The organism is Croceicoccus naphthovorans (assembly GCF_001028705.1).
Classification (GTDB): Bacteria; Pseudomonadota; Alphaproteobacteria; order Sphingomonadales; family Sphingomonadaceae; genus Croceicoccus; species Croceicoccus naphthovorans.
The window spans coordinates 2,347,870-2,362,372 of sequence record NZ_CP011770.1 but is presented as its reverse complement, the minus strand read 5'-3'; the positions used below and the strand labels follow the sequence as shown (position 1 = coordinate 2,362,372).

Here is a 14,503-nt window from a genome sequence, read left to right as displayed (position 1 = left end):
CTTCAACCGCGCTTGGCAATCGCGGGCGCGGCGAATAGCACTGTGAATATGGTCCGCGTTGCAATCTGTGCCCCATCGGCAACCCTCCCGCGTGAACTGGTCGCGCCGGTCGAGCATGTCGCTTCGCATTATCCGGGCATTGAACTGATCTTCCACGATCAGTGCTTTGCCGAGGCCGGGCACTTTGCGGGCACCGACGAACAGAGGCTGGAGGCGCTGCTGGAATGCGCCAACGATCCGACCATCGACGCGGTGTGGTTCGCGCGCGGCGGATACGGATCGAACCGCATCTGCGAACCGGCGCTGACCTATCTGTCGCGCGCGGCGGACGACAAGATATTCCTCGGCTCGTCAGACGGCGGCTATCTGCTGGGGTCGCTCTACAAGGCGGGGATCGGGCATCCCGTCCACGCCCCTATGCCTCTGGACATCAAGCGAGAGGGCGGCGGCGATGCCATTGCGCGGGTGCTGGCGTGGTTGTCGGGCCATCCGGAAACGTTGGAGCCGCATCTCGACAATCGTCCCACGGTGGCGTTCAACCTGACGACGCTGGCCATGCTGGCGGGAACGCGGCTGATGCCCGACCTGACCGGCCATGTCGTGATGGTGGAGGAAGTGAGCGAGTACCTTTATTCGGTCGACCGGCTGATGTTCCACACAACGTCGGTCCTGCGCCACATGAACGTCGCGGGCCTGCGGCTGGGCCGCGTATCCGACGTGCCGGAAAACGACCGTCCTTTCGGCAGCGACGCGACCGCCATCGCGCAGGACTGGTGCGCGCGCATGGCGATCCCCTTCCTTGGCCCCGCCGACATCGGGCACGATTTCGCCAATCGCATCGTGCCGTTCGGTTCTGCCGACAGGAACCTGCCGCTGGGGGTTGTGCGCGCGCCCGCCGCTGCCTAACGCGCGAGCCATAATAAGGAGTTCCCCCGATGAGAGCATTCGTATTCCCCGGACAGGGCAGCCAGAAAGTCGGCATGGGCGTGGACCTTGCCGCCGCCAGCGGTGCCGCGCGCGAAGTATTCGAGGAAGTCGACGATGCGCTGGGCCAGAAGCTGTCGGCGATCATGGCCGAAGGGCCGGAAGATGCGCTGACCCTGACCGAGAATGCGCAGCCCGCGATCATGGCCAATGCCATGGCAGTCGTGCGCGTATTGGGCCGCGAATTCGGCGTCTCGCTACATGAAAAGGGCGATTACGTCGCCGGGCACAGCCTTGGCGAATATACCGCGCTTTGTGCGGCGCGGGCCTTTTCGGTGGCGGATACGGCGCGGCTGCTGAAGCTGCGCGGACAGGCAATGCAGGCGGCGGTGCCGGTGGGCGTCGGCGCGATGTGTGCGTTGCTGGGCGCGGATATCGAGAAGGCTGGCGAGTTGGCAGAGGCCGCCGCGACCGATCCCGAAACCGGCGAGAAGCAGGTCTGCACCGTCGCCAACGACAACGACCCGACGCAGGTCGTATTGTCGGGCCATGCCGCCGCCATCGATCGCGCCATTGCGCTGGTCAAGGATTTCGGCATCAAGCGCGGGGTGAAGCTGCCGGTTTCGGCCCCGTTCCACTGCCCGCTGATGCAACCCGCCGCCGATGCGATGGCCGCCGCGCTGGCCGCCACGCCGCCGCAGGCGCCGATCATGCCGGTCTTCGCCAACGTCACTGCGCAGCCCGTTGCCGATCCGGCGGAAGTGCAGAAGTTGCTGGTCGAACAGGTTACCGGCCGCGTCCGCTGGCGGGAAAGCGCCATCGCAATGGGCGCGGTTGGCGTTACGCAATTCGTCGAACTGGGGGGCAAAGTGCTTGCCCCGATGATCAAGCGCTCTTTCCCCGATGCCGTCGTGACCAGCGTGGTGACGATGGACGACATCGAAGCATTGGCTAAAGAGCTGTGAGAGGCCAAGGAACTCTGAGGGGGTACTGATGGAAAAGATGTTTTCGCTGGAAGGCATGACCGCACTGGTCACCGGGGCGAGCGGCGGGATCGGATCGTCCATCGCCGTCGCACTGGCGCGGCAGGGTGCGCGGATCGCTCTATCGGGATCGAACGGAGACAAGCTGCGCGCCTTTCGAGATCAGCTGAACGAGGATATCGGGGGCGACCACGTCGAGATCACCTGCAACCTGTCCGACACCGTGCAGGTCGAGGAACTGGTGCCCGCCGCGATCGATACGCTGGGCAAGCTGGATATCCTGGTCAACAACGCCGGGATCACCCGCGACGGGTTGATGATGCGGATGAAGGACGATGACTGGCAGAGTGTCATCGACATCAACCTGTCCGCCGCATTCCGCCTGATGCGCGCCGCGACGCGCCCGATGATGAAGGCGAAGTTCGGGCGGATCGTTTCGATCACCAGCGTGGTCGGCACCACCGGCAACCCCGGCCAGATGAACTACGCCGCGGCGAAGTCGGGTCTTGTCGGCCTGTCGAAATCGCTGGCGCAGGAACTGGCCAGCCGCAACGTCACCGTGAACTGCGTCGCCCCCGGCTTCATCCGCACCGCGATGACCGACGTTCTGCCCGACGCGCAGAAAGACGCGCTGAACCAGCGTATCCCCGCAGGCCGCATGGGCGAGGGCCAGGACATCGGCGCGGCGGTTGCCTACCTGTCGTCGAAAGAGGCGGGCTATGTGACCGGCCAGACGCTGCACGTGAACGGCGGTATGGCGATGATTTGACGGATCGTTAGCTGGAGGCCGCTATCGGCAACAGCGTCATTCTTGCGGTCATCGCCTTGCCGGCGCTTGCTCTTGCGGGCCTGATGGGCTGGGCGGTGTGGGCAGAGGTGAGCGGACAGCCGACTTTCCGTGAAATGCGGATGCCGCCGGGCGTGGGTGATGCGGCAAATCGCGCGTTTAACGCTCTCGATCGGCTATCAGAAATTGCTGGCATGCTATTTATATTCGCAGCCTTTACAGTTGCGATTTTTGTGGGTGGACTGACAGCGTTCTTGGTTGTTCTAGGTATCTTTCCCGGGCTGCCATTGATATTTGCCGTAGCATCTGCGGTAGAGAGCCGAAGCACGAAAGACGTGTCATTTGGCCCCGCACTTCTCGATGCTTTTCGAGATTATCTTTGGATCTTCCTCTCTCAATTGGGTTTGCGAGCCTTAGGGATATTCGTCGTGCTTGCGCTGATTGCATGCTTCGTTTTGTAGTGCGGACAGGTTCACTCTTGGCCTGATGGCTTGTTGAGCCGACTTTCCCGCCTTTTATCCCCAGAATCGAGCCGTTCCCCTTCCGTTCGCCTTGTCCGGTCGTGACCATCCGCTAGGAAAGTTTGACCGTATTTCATGCCCGCTCGGTCTCCTCGACGCGTCGGGCGCCAAGGGGATCATATCGAGATGAAGGCGACGATCGAACGGGCGACCCTGCTGCACAGCCTCTCCCACGTGCAGTCGGTGGTGGAACGCCGCAACACGATCCCGATCCTGTCGAACGTGCTGATAGAGGCGAAGGCCGATGGCGCGGTCCGCGTCATGGCGACCGACCTTGACCTGCAGGTCGTGGAAACGATGCCCGCCGCCTCTGTCGAAAGCGCGGGCGCGATCACCGTATCGGCCCACCTGTTGTTCGACATCGCGCGCAAGCTGCCCGACGGATCGCAGGTCTCCCTCGAAACCGCCGACAATCGCATGGTCGTAAAGGCCGGACGCAGCCGGTTCCAGCTGCCGACCCTGCCGCGTGACGATTTTCCGGTCATCGTCGAAGGCGACCTTCCGACCAGCTTCGAAATCCCGGCGCAGACTCTGGCGCAGTTGATCGACCGCACCCGGTTTGCGATCAGTACCGAGGAAACGCGGTACTACCTGAACGGTATCTTCTTCCACGTGGCCGACGACGGTCCGGGCGGACAGCCGGTGCTGAAGGCCGCCGCCACAGACGGCCACCGCCTGGCCCGCTTCACCATCGCCCGCCCTGACGGGGCAGAGGGCATGCCCGACGTGATCGTGCCGCGCAAATGCGTCGCGGAACTGCGCAAGCTCTTGGAAGAGGCGCTCGATTCGAACGTCCAGATCGACCTGTCGGCCAGCAAGGTGCGCTTCACGCTGGGCGGAGAAGGCGGCATCGTCCTGACCAGCAAGCTGATCGACGGCACGTTCCCCGACTACAGCCGCGTCATTCCCACCGGCAACGACAAGCTGCTGAAGCTGGACCCCAAGTCGTTCTTTTCCGGCGTGGACCGCGTTGCGACGATCGCCACCGAAAAGACCCGTGCGGTGAAGATGGCGGTCGACAACGATCGCGTCACGCTGTCCGTCACGTCGCCCGACAATGGCACCGCGGCAGAGGAAATCGCCGCCGACTATGGCAGCGAGGGGCTGGAGATCGGCTTCAACGCCAATTACCTGAAAGACATCCTTGCCCAGATCGAAGGCGACAATGTCGAACTGCACCTTGCCGATGCCGGTGCGCCGACCCTGATCCGGCAGAACGACAAGAGCCCGGCGCTCTATGTCCTCATGCCGATGAGGGTGTGAGGTTACGCCGCTTTTCCGCGAACTCCCGATTTTTTTGGGCTGGCCTGCGCGCGGCACCGCGAAGCGCGTTCCGGTGCTCACGACCATAAGGTCGCTGCGTTTCAGGTCGCATCGCGACACCACGCTCGGCTCGACCTGAACGAAAAAACGACGCAACCTCAGTTTTTGCGACGTTGGCGGTGGGGTTGATTAGGTGAGATCGGGGCGCGAAGCGACTCGCGCCAGGCCGAACGGCCGCCGCGCCTTATTGGTGCGAAGCCAAACGGGCCGGACGGCCCGCGCCCGGCGCTTCAGGGACTAAACAAAAGACTCATCCGATCCCTTCATCCTGTGGCAAGCCCGGTTCGTCCATGTGGGCTGCCGCATGGGTTGGCCATCGGGCGCGTCAGGCGTTAGGGGCCGCGCCCAGACGGGAGTTTTTTGAATATGACCAAAACCATTTCCGCCATTCTGGCCGCCACCTTGATGGGCAGTGCCGCGATCCCTGCGCAGGCGCAGACGGCTACCGATCCGGACTTGCAGTGCGCGGCATGGGCGCTTGTCGCCAGCTCGCAAGAGCAGGACGAGGGCAAGAAGCGCGGTCTGGGCTTTATGATGAGCTATTTCATGGGCCGCTACGAAGCGCGCACCAATGGCAAGATAGAGGCGCAGATCAAGCCGCAGGCGATCCCCACGCTGCTGGGTGACATCGAAACCGCGAACAAGGCCTGCGCCCCCCGTGCACAGGATTTCGGCCAACGCCTTGGCGAAACGATCAACGGCTTGCAGCCGCCCGCACCATCAAACGCGCAGGCAGGCGAGGGGCGCTAAAGCCCGTTGACGGCGACGGACGCTCCAAAAACGGCCGTCGCTACAAAGCCAAGTAGTGCAAATGCTCCGGCCGCGGCCAGCGGCAATGACACGCCCGCATAGAGTGCGAGGAAGCCAAGCGTAGACCCACCCCATCCGAGCAACGCTGGCCATACGATCCAAGGCGCAATGGAAGTACCGCCGCGCTGCATCAGAACGAATGCCAGCGTCACACCGGCACCGGTGACAAGGTTGCCGAAGACGAATATTTCCGTCGCCACCGCCCGCGTTGCCATGAACAGCGGTCCAGCCTGATCGTCAGGCAAGCCATTCGCGGCCCCGAAGCCCCCGATCATCAGCGCATACATTGGGATGACCGCGATTGCGCCGACACCGGCGACGATCCAGCCTGCCTTGCCGGGACCTTCGGCAAGGCAGAATGCTGCTGCGGCTAACATCGCCATTCCCAGAGCTTCGAAATGCCAACCGCGTGAAAGCGCGTGGTGCGAGGCGCGAGAATGTACCAGCCTTTCGGCCACGCTGGCATCAGTAGCCACAGCCTTCATGATCAAGATGTATTCCACGATGATGAACGGCATCATGCCGCAGCCTACCATCAGCAAAATGCCGCCGATCCGCACGCTATCCATCGTGTCTGGCACCATTACTGCGCCGCCCGGATCATCGCCTCGATATCCGCGAACTTCTCACGCGGAGAGCCATCGCGCGCTGCTGCCGCTTCGGCTTCCTCGATCTTCTTCCAATCGCGGAAGGTGACGACGTCCAGCCCGCGTTCGGCGGCCAGCGCGTCGAAACCGGCGCGGCCTTTCTTGCCGCCGTTCCCCAAAACGCCCTTGTCCATGTCCTGAGCGATTTTTTCGACGATGGCGAAACCGTCGGGCTTGTTGGTGCCGATGGTCCCGGTCGGCCCGCGCCGAGCCCAGCCGACGCAATAGAGGCCGTTGACGATCCGCCCCTCGTCATTGGCGAAGCGGCCAAGACGCTCATCGAACGGTACGCCGGGGATGTTCGCGCTTCGATAGCCGATGCACGATACAACGAGGCCGCAGGGGATGATGTATTTCTCGCCCGTGCCGACCGCGCGTCCGGCTTTGACCTCGGTGCGCTCTACCTCGATTCCTTCAACCTTGCCCTCGCCCAGAATCGCGACGGGGCTGGCGAAAAAGTCGAAGTCCACCTCGATCGCCTTGTCCGCGTGCATGTGTTCGGGGATCGCGGCAAAGCTGCGCAAGTGGTTCACCGATTTGCGCAAGCCAGGTTCCAGCATCGCGTCCTCGCCTTCGTCGGGCAGGTCCGCGGCATCGACGCGGGGGCTGGCGCGTTCGAGCCTTGCCAGTTCGCCCAGTTCCTTGGGCGTCATCATGATCTGGTGCGGCCCGCGACGGCCCAGCAGGACGATCCGCTTTATGTTCGAACCCGAAAGGATGTTCAGCGCATGGGCGGCGATGTCGGACCCTGCGAACTCGGCCTCGGTCTTGGAAAGGATGCGGCTGACGTCCAAAGCCACATTGCCCATGCCGATGACGACGGCGGTGTCGGCCGACAGGTCCGGGTCCAGATTGCGGAACTGCGGATGGGCATTGTACCACCCGACGAAGGCGGCGCTGCCGTAGACGCCCTTCAGCTCCTCGCCCGGAATGCCAAGCTGCCGGTCATGCGGCGCGCCGGTGGCGACAACAACCGCGTCGTACAGGCTCTGCAGTTCCTCGATAGTAATGTCGCTGCCGATAGTGACGTTGCCGACGAAGCGGACATTGTCGGTCAGCGCCGTTTTCTCGTATCGGCCGGAAACCGCCTTGATCGTCTGGTGATCGGGTGCGACACCCGTTCGGATCAGGCCATAGGGCACGGGCAGCCGGTCGAACACGTCGACCCGCACGTCGTCTCCCCAGTGTTTCAGCGATGCCTCTGCCGTATAATATCCGGCCGGGCCGGAACCGATCACCGCGATATGACGCAAGCTTCACGCCTCCCACAATTGCTTTGGGGTCAGGCTATCGCAATGTCCGCAAAAGAAAAGAGGTTGTCCGCAATCAGGCGGGGACGGTTTCGTCTCCGGCCATGAACGCGGCCAGTTGCGCACCCACCTTGTCGGGCAGGGCGAGCGGGAGGAGGTGACTGCCCTGGCGGAACTCAACCGTCTCGGCCTGCGGGATCAGGCAGGACAGCGCCCGCTGATGCGCGATGGGGACGATGGGGTCTTCCGCCATTCCAGCGAGCAGAACGGGCATGCGCACGAACGGCAGCAGCATCGCCGAACTCCACCCGGCCAGCGCCAGCACCTGACTGCCCACGCCGCGCGGACTGGGCATGACGAAGCGGCGCAACAGTCCCGCACCCGCGCCGCCTTCTTGCAACAGCGCGTGAAAGTTTTCGGAGAGCAGCGTTGGGTCGACGTACTCGGTCGGGTCGAGCAAACGCCGCATCACTTCGGGATTGGCGAAGGGCAGGGGCATCCCCGAGGGCGCGGCGAGCAGCACCATGCGGTTCACCCGCCGTGCCGCCGATGTCGCGATCTGCTGCGCCAAGGCGCCGCCCCATGAAAAGCCGAGCAGGTCAAACGGGCGGTCCGGAAATTCCGTCTCCATCAGCGCCAGCATCGCCCGTGACAGGCGCGACATGGTATAGGGCAGGACCGGATCGGGCGATTGTCCGCAACCGGGCATGTCAGGGCAGACGATAGGGCGGCCGGGGAACTGGCGCGACAGCGGCTCCATCAGTTCGGCGTTGAAGCCGATCCCGTTCAGCATCAGCAGCGGCGTGGCCTGCGAAGCTGCGTTTTTGAAGCCGACGCGCAGGGTCAGGCCCTCTACGGTGATGGTGCGAAAGGTGAATGCCATGAAGCCGGGGCGCTAGCAGGTTCGCGCCCGGGTGCCCAGCGGACTCTTGGCCAATCCGCGCCCAATCGGCGGCGCAGCGGGCCGAAACGGCGGTTCCCTGCTGACAGCGCCATCGCCAACCGCTAATGGCCCGCGCATGACCGATCTTGCGCACATTCGTAACTTTTCCATCATCGCCCATATCGACCATGGCAAGTCCACCCTGGCCGATCGGCTGATCCAGTTCACCGGCGGGCTGACCGAGCGGGAAATGAGCGCGCAAGTCCTTGATAACATGGATATCGAGAAAGAGCGCGGCATCACCATCAAGGCGCAGACCGTGCGCCTCAACTACACCGCCAAGAACGGCGAGACCTATGAGCTGAACCTCATGGACACGCCCGGCCACGTCGACTTCGCCTACGAAGTCTCGCGCTCGCTCGCCGCCTGCGAGGGCGCGCTGCTGGTGGTGGACGCGGCGCAGGGGGTTGAGGCGCAGACGCTCGCCAACGTGTACCAGTCGATCGAGCACGACCACGAGATCGTGCCCGTCATCAACAAGATCGACCTGCCCGCCGCCGAACCCGAAAAGGTCAAGGCCGAGATCGAGGACATAATCGGCATTGACGCCTCCGACGCGGTGCTGGCCAGCGCCAAGTCGGGCATCGGGATCGAGGAGATCCTCGAGCAGATCGTCGCCAAGATCCCCGGCCCCACGGGCGACCGCGATGCCCCGCTGAAGGCGATGCTGGTCGACAGCTGGTACGATCCCTACCTCGGCGTCGTCATCCTCGTCCGCGTCATCGACGGCGTCATCAAGAAGGGCCTCAACGTCAAGTTCATGCAGGGCGGCACCGATCACCTGATCGACCGCGTCGGCTGCTTCAGCCCCAAGCGCACCGAGCTGGCCGAACTCGGCCCCGGCGAGATCGGCTTCATCACTGCGCAGATCAAGGAAGTGGAACAGGCCAAGGTCGGCGACACGATCACCACGGTGAAGGGCGGCGCGACGCAGGCGCTGCCCGGCTACAAGGAAGTGCAGCCGGTGGTGTTCTGCGGCCTGTTCCCGGTGGACGCCAATGATTTCGAGAAGCTGCGCGAATCGATCGGCAAGCTGCGCCTTAACGACGCGAGCTTCAGCTTCGAGATGGAATCGAGCGCCGCGCTGGGCTTCGGCTTCCGCTGCGGCTTCCTCGGCCTCTTGCACCTGGAGATCATCCAGGAACGCCTCAGCCGCGAATACGATCTCGACCTCATCACCACTGCCCCCTCGGTCGTCTATCGCATCGACCTGCGCGCCAGCCGCACCGACGATGCGGCGGAAATCTACCTGCACAACCCCGCCGACTATCCCGACCCCAGCCGGATCGAGACGATCGAGGAGCCGTGGATCAAGGCAACGATCTACACGCCCGACGAATACCTCGGCTCGATCCTGAAACTGTGCCAGGACCGGCGCGGCATCCAGCGCGACCTCACCTATGTTGGCGGCCGCGCGCAAGTGACCTACGAGCTGCCGCTGAACGAAGTGGTGTTCGATTTCTACGACCGCCTGAAATCGATCAGCCGCGGCTATGCCAGCTTCGACTATGAACAGATCGGCCTGCGCGAGGGCGACCTGGTGAAAATGAGCATCCTCGTCAACAACGAGCCGGTCGATGCCTTGTCGATGATCGTCCACCGCGGCGTTGCCGAGGAACGCGGACGCGGCATGTGCGAGCGCCTGAAAGACCTGATCCCGCGCCACCTGTTCAAGATCCCGATCCAGGCGGCCATCGGCGGCAAGGTCATCGCCCGCGAAACGATCAGCGCGATGCGCAAGGACGTGACCGCGAAGTGTTACGGCGGCGACATCACGCGCAAGAAGAAGCTGCTGGAGAAGCAGAAGAAGGGCAAGGCACGGATGCGGGAGTATGGCAATGTGTCTATCCCGCAGGAGGCGTTCATTGCTGCGCTGCGGATGGGTGAGGAATAGCGCCGGACGCTAGTTCGTCGCCGCCACCGTCATCAGCTGGCTGGGATAGCTGGCCACCAGTTTCAGCGCATCTTCCGCATCATCGCCCAGCCATCGGTCCTGATCCTCTGCCATCAGGACGACAGGCATCGCCTTGGGATGTAGCGGGGCGACCAGCGCGTTCGGCTCCGTCGTGCAGAACGCAAAGACCGGTCCCGTTTCGGTCGGTCGCCACAGGCCGGCAAAGGCGGCGACGGGCTGGTCGCTGATCGTGAACCAGTATTGTGCGGGCTTTCCTTCCGCATCCTTGCCCGCCTTGGGTTCGGCAAAGCGGGTGAAGGGCACAAGGCATCGCCGCGTGGCAAGGCTGGGCCGCCACATCGGGCTGTTCAGGTTGCGGGCATTGGTGACGTGTTTGGTCAGCATCCTTGTCTTGCCGCACACTTGTGTCGGAAAACCCCAGTCCATCGGGCCCAACCTGCGCTCACCCCTGGCGGATACGATCACCGGCGCGGTCATGCGCGGATAGATGTATTCGGGCCATTCGAACGCGCTGCTCAGCGTCGCGCCGAACAGGCGGGCCACTTCGTCGGCGGTCTTGGTCATGCGATAGAGGTTGCACATGACGTCCTTCCACTACCCCTCGGTTTCACCCCGGTCGATAGGCGGCGGCTGGCGCGGTGGGGCGGGGATCGGGTCCGGCTCTTCGCCGCGTTCGGGGATTTCCTCCACCTCCATCGGCGCATTCACCGGTTCGCCGGTCAACTCGCCCTCGGGCAGCTGCGGAATGCCTTCGGGAATGTCGATGTCGTACTGGTAATCGTCCATCGGGATATTGCCGATGTCGATCCCGCGCATGTCCGCTTCGCCCGGTGCCATCGTGGCGCGTGGGACGGGGCGGCGGATCTGCTTGACCTTTACCGGCAAGGCCAGCGGTTCCAGCTTTACCCCGCTCATGAACTGTTTCCAGATCTGCGCCGGGTTGCCGCCGCCGTGGTTGCCGGGAACGGGCTTGTTATCGTCTCGCCCGACCCAGACCGCCGTGATCATGTTGCCAGCAAAGCCCACGAACAGCCCGTCGCGCCCTTCCTGCGACGTGCCGGTCTTGCCGAAGGTCGGTTGCGAGCCGATCACCGCGCTGCGCCCCGTGCCATGGTTGGCGGCGTTGTAGAGCAGCGTCAGCATCGGCGCCCATTCGCGCCGGGTGTCCAGCTGATGCCGCGGTGCTTCGCCTTGGCCCGCGATGCCATAAGGGCGCACCGGATAGCGGCCAGAGGCAAAGGCGGCATAGGCACCCACCAGTTCCTTCAAAGTCAACGTCGCCGTGCCCAGCGCCATCGATGGCGTTTCGGGAATATCGCTCTCCACGCCCAGATCGCGCGCGCCCTCGATCACCTGATCGGTTCCGGCCAATTGCGCCACCCGGATCGCGGCGGTGTTGCTGGAAATGGCGAAGGCGCGGGACAGCGGGATCGGCCCGTAATAGCCGGGATAGGCATTGCGCGGCTGCCACCCGTCAAGGTCGATCGGTCCGTCCTCGATCGCGGTGCTGGGCGTCATGCCTTCGCGGATCGCGGCGAAATAGTCGAACAGCTTGAAGGTCGATCCCGGCTGGCGCTGGGCGGTAACGGCGCGATTGAAGGCCTCTGGCGTCCACTTCTTGCCGCCGACCATGGCGGCGATGGCACCGTCGGGGCGGATTGCGATGAGCGCCACTTCGGTGCCGCCCAGCCGGGCGTTGCGCACCACGCGCTCGGCGTGGGCCTGAGCGTCGGCCTCCAGCGTGGTTTGCACAGTGCCGGTGAAATCGTCGTCGATGTCTTGCATCAGCCAGTCGACGAACCACGTGCCGGTCGGGCCCTCCTCTTCCTCCGCACCGGGCGTCACCTTGGGGTCGGACTCTTCATCGGCGGCGGCCTGATCGATGAATCCGGCATAGACCATCGCGCCCAGCACCACGCGCATGCGTTCTGCGGCGGCCTCGTAGTCCACCGTCGGGGCAAGCCGTGACGGTGCCTTTACCATGCCCGCCAGCATTGCCGCCTGCCCCAGCGACAATTCGTCGGGCGTGACGTTGAAATAGTGATTGGCGGCGGCGACCAGACCGTATTGCCCTTCGCCGAAATAGCAGTTTTCAAGATAGCGAGAGAGGATCTCGTCCTTGCTCATCCACGTCTCGATCCAGTCGGCCAAGAGCATTTCCTTGCCCTTTCGCACGAAGGTCCGATCCTGCGTCAGATAAGCGTTCTTCACGTATTGCTGGGTGATCGTGGACCCGCCTTCGACCACGCCGCCCGCCTTCAGGTTGGCGATGGTGGCGCGGGCCAATCCGCGAAAATCGACACCGCCATGGTCGTAGAAACGCCGATCCTCGATAGCCAGAAACGCTTGCCGCACATGATCGGGCAGGGCGGCGGCATCGACCGGGGTGGCGGTTTTCGGTCCGCGATGGGCGATCAGGGTGCCATCGGTGGCAAGGAAGTCGATCCCCTGCGGCGGGGGTGGCCCGCCCAGCGTCCATGGCGGGGCGGCATAGGTTTCCCAGCCGATGAACAGGATCAATGCGGCCAACAGGGCAAGGAACCACCGCGGCCACCTGAGCACTTCGTCCAAAGCGCGGCGTGCAATGCCGCCCCGTTCGTTGCCGGAAATAGCCCCGTCGGAAATTGCCGAAGTGTTCACACGCCGTCCCGTCACCCAAGAATCCACGCAGCATGTCGCCGCAGGACCACCGATCAAGCACGTAACGCGCGAATAGGCAAAAAGTCTCATACCGGCGATTCGGTAAGGATAGTCGGACAATGCCGCACTGGCACACGGGCGCATGCGGGCATTGCTTAACAACCGTCACATCATTCGATGATCGACCGGTTTGCAGTGAAACCAGCCCGTTTCACAAACCTTTGGAAATATAGCGCTTTCGAGATTGTACAAAATTTCATAAAATACATAGCGGGATTGACGAAATGATCGGACTTATTGTGATTGGGTCATGCTGCGGGTGCAAAAATTAAAAATAGGGTAACTATGTTAACCGGTAAATCACGCCAAATAACTCTATCGTTAAACGCGCGGTAATCATGACGTTTCACCGATGCTTAGTTCCACATGCCTATCGACTGACATCAATGGCGCGCTGACCTTTTCCTTTCGAAACGGGTGCGCCATCGTTGGAGATGGCTTGGCAATGGGATTTGCTTCCAAAGCAAGGCACAGTCTGGGGCTGGTCGGTTTATCGCCGATTGAGTGCGCGAAGATCGCGACATTCATCGAAAGCGAGGCCGAGGCTTCCGATTGCCCTTGGCTGGTGCTGCATTCCGACAGCTGCGACGCGCTCATCGTGCCCGCGGACATCGATTTCTCTGCCGATCCCTACCAGATCCTGATCCGCCTTGTACGCCGCCCGGGCAATCCGCCCCCGGCCAATGGCGACATCATCCTGAATCTGCCTCTTTCCGCATCGGACCTGATGAACGCTCTTGAACAGGCGCAGCAGCTTTTGCGCAACCAGTCTCGGTCCGGCGGTCCCGCGCGGTTGCAGGTGAAGATGGAGGACTGGAGCACGGTTCCGGCGAACGACCGCCACGGCACACCGCCCGCGTTCGGCAGCGATGCGCCGCCGCCTATGGTTCAGGGGTCCGCAGCGCTGAAGCCCGAAGCTTACGCCTCTGCGCAGCCGCACTATCAGGCGCAGCCGCAGCAGGCCCATTTTCAGCCGGCCCAGCCCGCGCCGCAATACGTGCCGCAGCCAGTGGAGGCGCAGCCCGCGCCCTATGCCGCGCCCCAAAGCGCACCGGCCCCGCAATCCTACAGCGCCGACGACGGTGCGCAGGACGACGTGTGGGACCAGATCGCCATCGCGCTCTATTCCATCGTTCAGCATTCCGCGCCCGCCGTGGCCGAAATCCGCGTCGACAACCTCGACATGATCCGCATCGATTTCCGCTTCCGCGCCTTCAACGCGCGGGTTCCGCTGGAACAGATCGTTGCCAACCCGCATCGCGTCGCGATCCGGTCCGCCTTGGTAGAGGCCTATCGCCCGCCCATCGTGAACCTGCCGGGGGAATCGCTGGATCGCCTGTTCTGGCATATCGGCAGCCGCGCCTTTGCGGGGCAACCCGCGCCGTGGATCAAGCCGGGCGACCGCTATCGCCTGCGCCGCTGGCCCAATTTCACCGAACTGAACCACGCTGTGGCCGACATGCGCACCGCGGCGGCCATCGGGAACTGCTTCCTCAACGCCCGCGAACTCAGCGGCGCGGCCGGGATCTCGCCCGATCAGGCGACCCGCACGCTGAACGCCTATTCGCTGATGGGGCTGCTTGAAATCCAGACCGAGAAAGTGCCCGAACCCGTCTTCTTCGCGACCGCTTCGACCGAAGCGGCAGAGGCGCCCGCCGGGCTGCTTTCCAAACTTCGCATGAAACTGGGGCTGTAAATCC

13 protein-coding genes are annotated in these 14,503 nt (G+C 63.4%); 8 read left to right on the top strand and 5 right to left on the bottom strand.

Annotation, left to right across the window (positions count from 1 at the left end; genetic code table 11):
* Positions 1-48 precede the first annotated feature (48 nt).
* The 6 genes from AB433_RS11870 (at position 49) to AB433_RS11845 (ending at position 5,288) form a co-directional block, all read left to right on the top strand.
* On the top strand, positions 49-906 hold the full coding sequence (locus AB433_RS11870) for an LD-carboxypeptidase (protein WP_047823972.1): 858 nt from the start codon (positions 49-51) through the stop codon (positions 904-906).
* A gap of 29 nt (positions 907-935) precedes the next feature.
* Positions 936-1,889, top strand: coding sequence for an ACP S-malonyltransferase (fabD, locus tag AB433_RS11865; protein WP_047821183.1), 954 nt, complete (start codon positions 936-938; stop codon positions 1,887-1,889).
* A 37-nt stretch (positions 1,890-1,926) separates the two neighbouring features.
* On the top strand, positions 1,927-2,676 hold the full coding sequence (fabG, locus tag AB433_RS11860) for a 3-oxoacyl-[acyl-carrier-protein] reductase (protein ID WP_047823971.1): 750 nt from the start codon (positions 1,927-1,929) through the stop codon (positions 2,674-2,676).
* A gap of 107 nt (positions 2,677-2,783) precedes the next feature.
* The gene (locus tag AB433_RS11855) at positions 2,784-3,155 is read left to right on the top strand and encodes a hypothetical protein (protein ID WP_156170800.1); all 372 of its coding nucleotides are present in this window, start codon (positions 2,784-2,786) and stop codon (positions 3,153-3,155) included.
* 186 nt (positions 3,156-3,341) lie between these two features.
* A complete protein-coding gene (gene dnaN / locus AB433_RS11850; protein ID WP_047821179.1) occupies positions 3,342-4,478 on the top strand; it encodes a DNA polymerase III subunit beta in 1,137 nt (378 codons plus the stop codon).
* 426 nt (positions 4,479-4,904) lie between these two features.
* Complete coding sequence (locus AB433_RS11845) at positions 4,905-5,288, top strand: hypothetical protein (RefSeq protein ID WP_047821176.1); 384 nt, start codon at positions 4,905-4,907, stop codon at positions 5,286-5,288.
* Here the strand turns inward: AB433_RS11845 and AB433_RS11840 are convergent.
* From AB433_RS11840 to AB433_RS11830, 3 genes are all read right to left on the bottom strand, one after another.
* A complete protein-coding gene (locus AB433_RS11840) occupies positions 5,285-5,932 on the bottom strand; it encodes a hypothetical protein (protein WP_047821175.1) in 648 nt (215 codons plus the stop codon). The genes AB433_RS11845 and AB433_RS11840 overlap by 4 nt on opposite strands.
* Positions 5,932-7,248: an FAD-dependent oxidoreductase gene (locus AB433_RS11835; RefSeq protein ID WP_047821173.1), complete on the bottom strand. Its 1,317-nt coding sequence runs from the start codon at positions 7,246-7,248 to the stop codon at positions 5,932-5,934. Before AB433_RS11835 ends, AB433_RS11840 begins: the two co-directional genes overlap by 1 nt.
* A 73-nt stretch (positions 7,249-7,321) precedes the next feature.
* Positions 7,322-8,128, bottom strand: coding sequence for an alpha/beta fold hydrolase (locus tag AB433_RS11830; protein ID WP_053059139.1), 807 nt, complete (start codon positions 8,126-8,128; stop codon positions 7,322-7,324).
* Positions 8,129-8,264: 136 nt separating this feature from the next.
* On the opposite strand from AB433_RS11830, the gene lepA reads away from it, so the two are divergent.
* A complete protein-coding gene (gene lepA / locus AB433_RS11825) occupies positions 8,265-10,082 on the top strand; it encodes a translation elongation factor 4 (RefSeq protein WP_047821171.1) in 1,818 nt (605 codons plus the stop codon).
* 9 nt (positions 10,083-10,091) lie between these two features.
* Here lepA and AB433_RS11820 read toward each other — a convergent pair whose 3' ends face one another.
* Positions 10,092-10,685 carry an SOS response-associated peptidase gene (locus AB433_RS11820; RefSeq protein ID WP_053059138.1) on the bottom strand — a complete coding sequence of 198 codons (594 nt, stop codon included), beginning with the start codon at positions 10,683-10,685 and terminating at the stop codon, positions 10,092-10,094.
* 12 nt (positions 10,686-10,697) lie between these two features.
* Positions 10,698-12,758: a transglycosylase domain-containing protein gene (locus AB433_RS11815; RefSeq protein WP_218916948.1), complete on the bottom strand. Its 2,061-nt coding sequence runs from the start codon at positions 12,756-12,758 to the stop codon at positions 10,698-10,700.
* A gap of 490 nt (positions 12,759-13,248) precedes the next feature.
* Between AB433_RS11815 and AB433_RS21050 the strand changes: the two genes are divergently transcribed.
* A complete protein-coding gene (locus tag AB433_RS21050; RefSeq protein WP_047821170.1) occupies positions 13,249-14,499 on the top strand; it encodes a hypothetical protein in 1,251 nt (416 codons plus the stop codon).
* Positions 14,500-14,503: the final 4 nt, after the last annotated feature.